General features: G+C 44.2%; 11 protein-coding genes. 7 read left to right on the forward strand and 4 right to left on the reverse strand.

Translation table 11 applies throughout. From position 1 onward, the window contains the following. Positions 1–180: hypothetical protein (locus ACM0OW_RS25260; RefSeq protein WP_414553402.1), on the reverse strand; the 180-nt coding region annotated here is incomplete at its 3' end. Positions 181–192: 12 nt separating this feature from the next. Next, a complete protein-coding gene (locus tag ACM0OW_RS25265; protein ID WP_414553404.1) occupies positions 193–699 on the reverse strand; it encodes a hypothetical protein in 507 nt (168 codons plus the stop codon). A 148-nt stretch (positions 700–847) separates the two neighbouring features. Here ACM0OW_RS25265 and ACM0OW_RS25270 point away from each other — a divergent pair, with 148 nt between their 5' ends. The 3 genes from ACM0OW_RS25270 to ACM0OW_RS25280 all read left to right on the forward strand — a co-directional run bounded on the left by ACM0OW_RS25270 (position 848) and on the right by ACM0OW_RS25280 (position 6,257). Further along, positions 848–1,039, forward strand: a complete 192-nt coding sequence (locus ACM0OW_RS25270) for a hypothetical protein (protein WP_414553406.1) — start codon at positions 848–850, stop codon at positions 1,037–1,039. A 356-nt stretch (positions 1,040–1,395) separates the two neighbouring features. Next, complete coding sequence (locus tag ACM0OW_RS25275; RefSeq protein WP_414553408.1) at positions 1,396–2,115, forward strand: hypothetical protein; 720 nt, start codon at positions 1,396–1,398, stop codon at positions 2,113–2,115. Positions 2,116–2,435: 320 nt separating this feature from the next. Further along, a complete protein-coding gene (locus tag ACM0OW_RS25280) occupies positions 2,436–6,257 on the forward strand; it encodes a PriCT-2 domain-containing protein (protein ID WP_414553410.1) in 3,822 nt (1,273 codons plus the stop codon). Positions 6,258–6,513: 256 nt separating this feature from the next. Here ACM0OW_RS25280 and ACM0OW_RS25285 read toward each other — a convergent pair whose 3' ends face one another. Continuing rightward, entirely contained in the window at positions 6,514–6,990 is a 477-nt protein-coding gene (locus ACM0OW_RS25285; RefSeq protein WP_414553412.1) for a hypothetical protein, read from the reverse strand. Between the two features lie 98 nt (positions 6,991–7,088). Next, on the reverse strand, positions 7,089–7,463 hold the full coding sequence (locus tag ACM0OW_RS25290) for a hypothetical protein (RefSeq protein WP_414553414.1): 375 nt from the start codon (positions 7,461–7,463) through the stop codon (positions 7,089–7,091). An 838-nt stretch (positions 7,464–8,301) separates the two neighbouring features. Between ACM0OW_RS25290 and ACM0OW_RS25295 the strand changes: the two genes are divergently transcribed. The 4 genes from ACM0OW_RS25295 (at position 8,302) to ACM0OW_RS25310 (ending at position 10,668) form a co-directional block, all read left to right on the forward strand. Next, the gene (locus ACM0OW_RS25295) at positions 8,302–8,706 is read left to right on the forward strand and encodes a plasmid mobilization protein (RefSeq protein ID WP_414553295.1); all 405 of its coding nucleotides are present in this window, start codon (positions 8,302–8,304) and stop codon (positions 8,704–8,706) included. Next, complete coding sequence (locus tag ACM0OW_RS25300; RefSeq protein WP_414553416.1) at positions 8,703–9,503, forward strand: relaxase/mobilization nuclease domain-containing protein; 801 nt, start codon at positions 8,703–8,705, stop codon at positions 9,501–9,503. Before ACM0OW_RS25295 ends, ACM0OW_RS25300 begins: the two co-directional genes overlap by 4 nt. Before the next feature lie 114 nt (positions 9,504–9,617). Beyond that, positions 9,618–10,298: a recombinase family protein gene (locus tag ACM0OW_RS25305; RefSeq protein WP_414553418.1), complete on the forward strand. Its 681-nt coding sequence runs from the start codon at positions 9,618–9,620 to the stop codon at positions 10,296–10,298. Position 10,299: 1 nt separating this feature from the next. Next, a complete protein-coding gene (locus ACM0OW_RS25310) occupies positions 10,300–10,668 on the forward strand; it encodes a hypothetical protein (protein WP_414553420.1) in 369 nt (122 codons plus the stop codon). Positions 10,669–10,697: the final 29 nt, after the last annotated feature.

Consider the following 10,697-nt stretch of genomic DNA (forward strand, 5'->3'; position numbering starts at 1 on the left):
ATCGTTACATTGTTTACACTGTCTTGTTTTTAGACTTGTTTGTCGCCCCGTCAGCTCGGTTGTTGCATTGTTGGTGTCTTGAATTCTCAGGTATTCAGCAGCAGCCATAATCTCAGCTTTAGCGATTTTATAGCCGCTTTTATTCAACCTGACTTTGACGTTGTTGTAAAAATTAGGCATTTAATTTAGATCCTATTTCGTGACGAGTGAATTGATTATTAGCGTTGCATTGTTAATAGCCTTAACTTCACGGGATTTGATGCACTTAGCAGCCTGGAATGCTACCAGCGCCAGTTCTGAAGTTTGATATTTCTTAGCCGCTTTGTAAGGGATACCAGCATTAACAAACCAGTTGTATCTGGATGTTCTAGATACTTGGCTAAGGTTTAGCTTGGTGGCTAATTCTGCTAAAAACTCAGCACAGGTCAACCATGAATTTTGTTGATAGTAGTGCTGAAACAATGCCCAGCACTCGGCGAAGTCTTCAGAATTTACACGAAAGTTTCTATGCGATCGCTTCATGCTGGCAATAGTCTTTATTACCATCTCAGCGCTAGGGCTAGCCACATCAAAATTGAGAAATTGCCGTAACTGTGCGGTCAATCTGTACCAAGTAAGGTCTGAGATTGTCTGACCGTAAACATTGCAGTATATCTGCTTTAGCCGCCTGAACCTCTGGCAATACTGTTTACTTGCCATATTTCAATATTTGGATACTCCCATTACCTTGATTACCTGCTATTTGTAATATAGCATAACCCATACTATTTTAGTATGGGTTTAGCATGGTTTTCTGGAGAATGGTACTAAAGCCCTACCATTAAGGTATTACAACCATGCTGATGCGATGCCTAAAAAGAAAACACCGGCCACATTTAAATCATTGCGATTGCTGCAACCAATTTCTGAAGCGCTCAACGCATATGCAGAGGATGAATTAATAAGCGGGAATGCTGCTATAAACAGGCTTTTGAGAGATGCACTCATTCAAAAGGGCTACTTGCCAGATGAGAAACAACCATCTACGGAGGAAAAATAGCACATATCAGGTAAATCCAGGTACTTGATATGTCAAAATAGCTTGAATCCAGTTACTTGATATATCCGTGAAGGTTGAATCCTTGTTTCTTTGTACTGCGAGAAATTCAAAACTTCTCAGTATGGGGACTGGAAACCATCGTAGAAACAACAGGTAAAGCGGTTAACCCTCAGTGGACAAACGAAAACGACATAAGCAATTGCCTCGTCCAGGTGCGCTCCGCGGCATCGCTAACCAATTGCAAAACATATTTAATTTTTCATCCATATCTTTATAAATGGCTATTTGGTAAAAAATGCCGTGTGAAGGATTACCATCAGTAGAGGTAGTATTGATATGAGTATTTGGTGTCTCCAATGACTACCGTGAAAGACCGACTAAGCGATTTTCAACTTCCGCCGCACAATGAACCGGCGTTAGAGATGCTTAGGGAGGCGAAAAATGCCGAATCAGCTATGGTTCTGGCGCTTAGTGCTTCTGCCTTGGCTACAGGCGCAGTGATTCCGGCTGGCTTGCTTCTTTTTGCGTGGGCTTACAAGCCTTTGGTACGCATTGAAAAGATTGCACGTCTGGAAAAATTGACAGCCCTACTTCTGAAGGAGTTTAAAAGCAAAGGTATACAAGTCTTTCCGGTGCTGAAGATTGAGGACAAGAATCCTATCGATTTATTTGTCAGATTTCCTGGCAAAACTCACCTGTTTATCTCCATTAGATCCAAAGGAGAGAGCGAAATTGTCTACAACGAAGCCAAAGAGGTTTTGCAGGTGAGAAGAAAGAAAAATCGGTTAGGGACTTGGAAACCTTGCCCTCTGGTTGAACTGGCAGATTACAAAAGCTGGTTTGACAAAAATAGAGACAAGTTTCAGATGTCCTCCCGTGAAGCTCAAAAGACACCAACAGCAAAAGTTTTGGTTTTATGGCCTCCTACTAAGGCATCCCCAAAACATAATCAACATCTTTATACGGAGATAGGAAACATGAACGTTCTGGTTCTCAAGAGAAAGGGCAGTGCTTTTGTCATTCAAGAGTCGGAGGTAATTGAGTTTGTTAGAAATTGGTTAAGCAAATATGAATAGGATAAACGGCGAAAACCCCGCTTCCTGCTAGGACAACGGAGTTTTCAAATTTTATTCAAACGGAATTGGGGATTGGGTTTGAGAGCCTAATTAATATCCCGGTTGGAATTGTGATTCACATCTATAACAAATTGTGATTCATATCCCTAACAATAATCTTATCAAACTTTTTGGAAAATTAAGCCATTGTAACACTGGCCACCCAGATAGAAAGAGCAATTCAGGAATTTTATCTTTTTATATTTTCAAAAGCTTGTATATAAGATTACTACCCCGGATAGCTCCAATTCCTCCACTACACATCAAGGAGGATGGACAAAATGTTAGAATTACAGCAAAATCACCACTCAAAAGCACCGCAACCACCAACAGCTAAACAGGCTGAAGCTCCAGGGGCAGCACAAGAGTTTATACAGCCCAACATCATCAGGTTTGCGTATAACGCCACTGGAAAAAATAAAGACTGGGACTTTAAAAAGTTAGCCGCCAACTTCCGAGATACAGAAGGCACTCTAGCGGATGTCCAGAAACACATTAAAGCAGGTCACGCCATCTGTGCTGGCTTATTAGGCGGGAAATGGCGCAGTAAAGCCAATGTCATCGGTTCCCACTGGCTACTACTCGATATTGATAATTCCGATATCGCCCGTGATCTTGAAGGCAAACCAATCAAAGACTCTAACGGCAACTACATCAAAGTTTACAAACACCAATTAACCATAGAAGAAGCACTAGCCCATCCCTTCATCCAAAAACACTGTGCTTTAATTTATACGACAGCTAGTCACAAACCAGACTGGCATAAATTTCGGCTGGTTTTCCTTCTGCCCGAATATGTTGAGGGTGCTGATACGGTAGAAGCTTGTACGCGATCCTTGATGCAAGAACTGCCCCATGACCCCGCGTGTAAAGATGCTTCCCGTGTATTTTATGGCAGTTCAGAAGCCGAATTTCCCCTAGTCAACCCCGAAGCAACATTACCAGCAGAATGGATAACTAAAGCCGTAGCGATCGCTCACCAGGAGAAAATTGAGTATGAGCGACGCATAGCTGAAATTACTTCCCGCCGTATCCAATTCCAAGAGAAAGCACAAGCCAACAACTGGGATATAGACCAGCTGATAAAACAGGCATTATCATACATTCCTGAGCGCAGCATGGGGTCGGGAAATTATCAGGAATGCTTACAGGTCTTAATGGCACTATACAGCCATTACGGGGCTACTGATGCCGAAATCATAGCAGAGCAGTGGTCTCCAAGCATCAAAGGGGAAAGCTGGAACATTCGAGACAAAATTAGGAGCTTTGAACGCTCCCGACGTGCGGGCATCACCATTGGTACACTATTCTACATCGCCAAACAGTACGGCTTCTCTTTCCCCAAAGTGGAAAGGGATTATTCCATCAACAGCGATAAGCGCGACAGTAAACAAAGCAAACGCCAGAGTTTAGCTAATCACTCACAGACTATCAGCCGGGAAGAATGGTTAAACACCCACGGACTAAATAGAGAAATTGAAGATTTTATTAAATCTTTAAAAAGTGGTTTCGATAAAGCCCGAAATTTTGTCGGGAAATTTACTCAGAAAATTAAACCCGCACCCCAACCAACCACAGCTGCACCCGGAGTAGCAGCAGCAACCGGAAGCACACCCAAACCAACTACACACGCAAATTTAGACGTAGATATTTGGTTTCAAGCTGAAGACCGAACACAGATTTATATAAATGCGATAGCGCAGAGCGCAGTACCGGAGGCAATCGCGCAGAACGCAGTACCAGAGACAATCAACTCCACAGTTCCAGAGGCGAACACGGGGAGCGCCCTGGAGTCGGGAATAGCACCGAACGCAGTACCGGAGACAATCAACTCCACAGTGCCAGACGCGAACGCAGGGAGCGCCCTGGAGTCGGCGATAGCGCAAAGCGCTGTGCCGGAGGCAATCGCGCAAAGCGCTGTACCGGAATCAATCGCAACTGGTAAAAAATTCATCCTTGATACATCTCACACTGGTGCTGGTAAATCGCACCATGTCGGGTTATTGACTCCAGATATTTTTGGTGTAAATACCCTGTACTACCTCAGTAATGACCACCGTAACCCCACCACAGCCACCATCGAAGCCTGGACGGACTTACCAGTGCGGAATGATGGCTTAGTATCCGACCTCACCAAACTCACAGGGCTAGGCAACCCATATATACGCTGGCCTAAACCAGGAGAACAGCCGAATGTAGAAGGCAATTGCCCCCGTACCACATTGTTTCATATTTTGTCAGCAAAAGGATACACAGTAGTCAACGAAGAAGCGCAATCTAATCCCATCTGCCAAACTTGCAAGTTCCGCGCCAACTGTGCTGGTAGTGATGGCATGGGGGGAATTTTCCCGCGTATCCCTGGTACTACTTTCCGATGCGATCGCCGTGACGCTTTAGCCGCAGAACGCATCCGAGCAAATATTAACTCCCTACCTAAACCACAAGACATTAACAATGCTGTCGCCTTCGTAGATGAAGCCAGCCGTCAAATTCAGCCCGTAGAATTCATTGAAGTGGGCTTACAAGACTTTGACCGCACCATGATGGAAGTGCAGGCTCATTTACCAGCAGTTTACGACCAAATTAAACAGCTAATCCTCCCAGTACGTTCCTTCATTAGTGGCGACATTAAGCCCAACCAAGAAACATACTACGGTTGGAACGATGCCCAAATCCGGGAAATGTTACCAACCTTACCCGACAATATACCAGAGATTCTGGAGTCACTAAAAGCACTTGAACCCGACATCGAAGAATTGGTAAAAGAAGCCGATAGTGTTACTCTCAATGGCGTAGAGGGAGACAAGAAAAATGTTAACCGCGAAACACTCAAATATATTAGAGGTGCGTTTCAGGCTCAGTCCACAGCTGAAATCTATAAAAACTTACTTTCTCTCCCTGTCCGATGGCTAATTCCACTACTGGAAATGTTGGTGGGGATCACTCAAGGTGCGCTCCGAATCACAAGCGACCGCAAATTAATGATCCCGCAAAAAGTGACTCGCCAAAGAGAAACACTGGCAGCATTTGATGCTGTGGTTTTCATGGATGCCACCGCTACCCGTGAAAGCATGGCTTTACAACTTGGGTGCGACCCCAAAGACATCTTAGTGATTTGTGAACATCGCCCCAGTTATGAAAACTTAACAATTCAGCAGATAACTGGATTGGGATTGTGTGGACGCGATCGCTCACCCAAGAAAAAAGCACAATTGGCAGCGTTAATTGAAGAACTGACGAAAAAACACCAAAAAATCGGAGTAATTGACCACCAGAAAGCCAAACGAGACGGTGATGGTTACTGGTTTGTCGATAACCGAGGCAGCAACGCCTACATTGAACATGATGCGCTGCTATTAATCGGTACACCATACCAAAACATAGGTGCTGTAAATCAAATCCATAGCACCCTGGTTCAACAGGGTGTAGGGATGGATGCTCAGGCATATATTGACCACCTTGTACAAACTGAGGTAGTCCAAGCCGTCGGTCGCCCCCGTGCTAACCGTCGCCCTGATGAGCAAATCACGGTGTATATCGTCAGTGAGAAAGATTTATCTTACTTACTAGATTACTATCCAGGGGCTAACTTAGTCACCTCCACAGCTTTTGAAATTACCCCCACTGCGGGTACAGGCGCAGAACAAATACACTGGGCAATTTTCCAAGCATTTGGGCAGATGGTAGAGGCTGGTGAAACAATTGGCATTGAAGCCATAGCCCAAAAAGTCGGGAAAAGCCAGTCATACATCAGCCAAATTGCTCAAGAATTTGGGGGCTGGAGGCATCTCAAAAAAATATTACAAACCCTATATAGCTCCTTATATAGAACTGGTAATATTTTTTCAGTGGTTTTGACGGAGGAAGAAAAATGGTTTGTTGACGAATATCTCCCACTGCTGAAACGAGAATATCCAAAACAACCGGAACAAGTGGTTAAAGAGGTGGTGCTGATGGCTCAGGTCTTTAGCTGTCAAGCGTTCCAAAGGATTCTAGATAGTTCAGCTATTGATATCAAAGCCTTTCTGATGAAATCGTTGTTATCAATATTACCAGTAGAAATTTTGGAGCAACTCAGGCGTTGGCCACCACTGCCTACCTAAAATTTAGTTAAATTTAATTTTTGTGAAGTGATTTGAGGCGAGAGCTGCGCTCGTCGAAGGCATCATGTAGCGTTCCGCAAGAAACGCCCTGATTTTCATGCCTAAAAAGCTGGACTTTTGGGGTTTGACCTATCAGTAGTAAAAGATGCTCTTCTTCATGATTGTCTACTTAATCATTGAGTGAGCGTCCCGTTCACTATGCCTTGAAAAGCTTTTTGAAACCTTGTAGGGTGGCCGCCGAGATGCCAATGGAATGTTAGGCTTTCCAATCACCTATTCCATTCCAAGCATGATCAAGATTTCGCTGGTCGTAGATAGGAACAAGATCGCCAGCTAGATGCATCAAATCAAATCCCCCTAATTTGTTTAATTTTTCGCCGATAGATCGGACTTGCTCCAAATTTTGACCACAATAAGGCGATCTGTTATCACCTCTTGTTCTGTCATTAATAGAGAATTTGAGCAATTCAATAATTATTTTTTGTTCAAGGCATATTTGGGGATAATTTTCCGCAGCAATTAATTGTCTCGCTAAAAGCCGAGATACTTGATAGCTATCGTCAATTTCTTTTAAGTATCTAAAATGTTCACTTTGGATTAAGCATTCCAGCTCGTCTTCTGAGTAAATTGGATTAAAGTTGTCTGTTTTTATGTCAGAAAATGTTATGAATTGATATTTTTTCTGCAAGGCGCGTTTTTTATTAAGGCTACCTCGTCGTTTTGCTTCACCCATTTTTTTATTTTATATTAACAATTCAAGAGAGCGTGAAAAGTGCCTGACTGCTGATTTTTTCTCTTACTTTTACCCCTAGTCGCAGGTAATATCTGAGTTTAACTTAGAATATTCTCACTCTTCTTATTTACCAATGGTGGTTCAGTTTCAGTAGCCGGATTTGATGACGTACTACTGTTCTCGCTTGAAAAAGTCTTCTGACGGCGACGAGTGCTTTTCCTCAACTCACCTATTAAATACTTAATCCGGCTACCACTTAAATTGATGCCCTGCCCAGCCAACATTTCTGAAACTTCATCGTAAGTGTAGCCATATTTATCAGAAGTCAGCTTCTCAATGTACCGTCTCATCTTGCGAACAGCTTCCCTGTCTGATACATCCTCGCGCTCCTTCGGCTTTTGCTCTTTTAAGACGCTAATCGCCTCATCAATCTTGCCCTTAGTAATCTTCTCAGAATCTTTTGGCTCAACCATTGCTATGAAATAAAATTGGTCATCATAATTTATATATTTTCCCCTATTCTTGAGATTGTATAACTCTAAAATTTCAGCCGATTGCAGCTACGCTGGTTTTAATTTTCGTAATGCGGCTACGCCGTCAGCATCATTTAACTGATGTTGATATAATTCTCCCGTTCTGGCTACGCCATTATCATCATTTAACTGATGCTGTTTACCTAATGCTGATTGTTCTCCCTCACCACTCCCAGCTACGCTGGTTGTAATTTTCCTAATGCGGCTATGCCGTCAAGGTCATTTATTAGATATTGATATATTTCTCCTGTTTTGGCTACGCTATTATCATCATTTAACTGATGTGGTTTAACTGATGCTGATTGTCCCCCTGACCACTCCCGGCTACGCCGCCACCGTCATTTATTAGATATTGATATAATTCTCCCATTCTGGCTACGCCATTACCATCATTTATTAAAAGCTGATCTACTTTTCATGTCCGGCTACGCCGTCGCTATATTCATCCGATGCCGACTTTAGCCGACTCTTGCTGACTGTTGCTAACCATAGCCTTGTCCCTCCCAATACGCCCTCGTAGTAATTCAGCTAACACTGATATAATTATTATGTTTCAGCTACGCTGTAATTGTCCTTCATCCCCCCTGAATCACCAAAACCCAGCCCCCGCTACCCCCACGCAGTTCCGCCCTCACTTACCTGTCGCCTACCCCCCGCAGCGTAGCTAGAAGCAAGCCGTGTCTTTTGCCTCCGGCAAACCTCGCTCCGCTCGGACGACAGGCTTGCCAAATGGGGAAGCCTCCCCCTTTGGAAACCCCCTCCCCCACCTCCCACAGTTATGCGCCCTAAACTGGACAAAAACCTCCTGCGTACCAAAACCCTAGAAGCTCGTGTCAACGCCATTGAACACGATATGATTAAGCTCAAAGCACAAGACGCAGGACTCTCAATAGCTGAATTCACCCGACGCAGCGTATTACTCAAACCCCTCCCCAAACGCACCAGCAAAATCACCCTGGCAACCTACCGCGAATTATCCCGCATCGGTAATAATATTAATCAACTTACCAGAGCCACCCACACAGCCATTAAAATGGGACTGCACCCACCCGCAGACCCAGAAGAATTAGCACAGTTACGCAACCTCCTACAACAGATAGGACGAGAACTGTCCCAAATGGAAACCGACCCCACCGATGAGGACGACATCGAGGAAGAAGATGAAGACTGGGAGACAGAATGATTGGCAACCAAACCAAAGGTAAAAGCTTTCGCGGACTCCTCAACTATCTCGAAAACCGAGAAAAGTCATCCTTAATTGGTGGCAATATGTTTGGCACAAATGCCGCCGAACTAGCCAGAGAATTTCGACTGTCTCGACAACTCAACCCAGAAGCCCTAAAAGTAGTTCACCATGTTTCCCTCTCACTCACCCCAGGCGAACAGCTAGATAACGAGACATGGTGCGAAATCGCCGACAAGTATATAGAGGCAATGGGCTACACAGCCAATCAATACGCCATCTACCGCCACAACGACCGCGACCACGACCATATACACATTTGCGCCAGCCGAATCAGCCTAGACAATGGCAAAATTACCAGTGATAGCTGGGAATACGTGCGCTCCGAAAAAATTATTCGCCAGCTTGAACTAGAATACAGTTTACAACAGGCTCAAAGTAGTAAAGAAAAACTCAACCGCGCCCCCAGCATAGGACAACAACGACGCATCGAGCGAGAACAACTAGAATACGAGCAAGGCCAGAGAAACACACCGCCACAACAAGCAATCAAAACCCAACTAATTGAACTAATTGACCGCGCCACAGTAGACCAACCAACCATGCCCCAAATGATTGAAAGATTGCAATTATTGGGTGTAGAAGTGCGCCACGGATTAACACGCAACGGCAAGAGTAAAGGTATCTCCTACGCCTGGAATGAGCAAAAATTTAGCGGTACAAGTTTAGGTGTAGCGAACTGCAAACAAACCACAATAACTGCAAATGAAACCACAATAATTGCAAATAAGCTGTAACCTAAGCGCAGTAGAGTTCACAGCATTTATCTCTCAAAAAGTGTCCAAATTATACGAACTTTTACATTGGACATATATGTACGCTTTTTGTGGTTTAATTTGAACTAATACCGTTTGATTAAATATATAAAGCTGTTTAAACCGACAGCCAACGAGGCTATGGTTATTTATGCTTATTTGAGAGTCTCCAGCGATCGCCAAGACCTACACAACCAACGACATGGCATTTTAGAATACGCCAACACCCATGCTTTGAGTCCCATCCAATTTATAGAAGACAGCGTTTCTGGACGAGAAAAATGGTCTGTTCGAGGCGTAGGACTACTACTAACTCAAACAGCGCAAGCTAAAGATGTAGTAATTTTCTCAGAAGTCAGTCGCATGGCACGCTCCACCCTACAAGTATTAGAAATGCTTGAGTGCTGCGTGCGTCGGGGAATCAACGTCCATATCGCCAAACAAAGAATGGTACTGGATGACTCAATGCAAAGCCGAATTACAGCCACAATTTTGGGCTTGGCAGCAGAAATCGAGCGGGAATTGATTGTACTCAGAACAACCGAAGCACTAGCCAAACGCAAAGCCGAGGGGAAAACATTGGGACGACCCAAAGGAAGACAATCTACACATTTGAAACTCGACACAAGAGAAGCAGAAATTCGCAGCTATCTAGCCAAAGGCATCAGCAAACGCTCAATTGCCAAACTGGTCGATTGTTCACCTTCCACCCTCTACGATTGGTTGTCACGCAAACATCTCCACCCACGCCCCGAAAAATTGGTGGAGAAATTATAGAATGCCAAAGAAACAAATACCAATTGATGCCATCGTAGACCTACGTCGCCGTTTAGACCAGCTACCACCGCGCAGTTCATCTCGTCGGGTATTAGTCCAAGAAATAGCACAACTGTATGGCATCTCCGAAGATACTGTGTATCGGACACTACGGGAGCGCAATATTGTTCGGTCAGTGCGCCGCGTTGATTGTGATGTCCCGCGTGTAATTCCCAAAGCCGGACTAGAACGGTACTGTGAAATAATTGCTGCCATTAAAATACGTACCTCTAACCGCAAAGGTCGCCATTTATCTACCGTACAAGCAATCCGCCTATTGGAGTCAGATGGCATCAATACTCCAGGGGAGCAACGCGATTTTGTGAGATGACCCTACTTGAAGAGCGATCGCCAATAAAT

The organism is Anabaena sp. CCY 0017 (genome assembly GCF_963920885.1).
Classification (GTDB): domain Bacteria; phylum Cyanobacteriota; class Cyanobacteriia; order Cyanobacteriales; family Nostocaceae; genus Nodularia.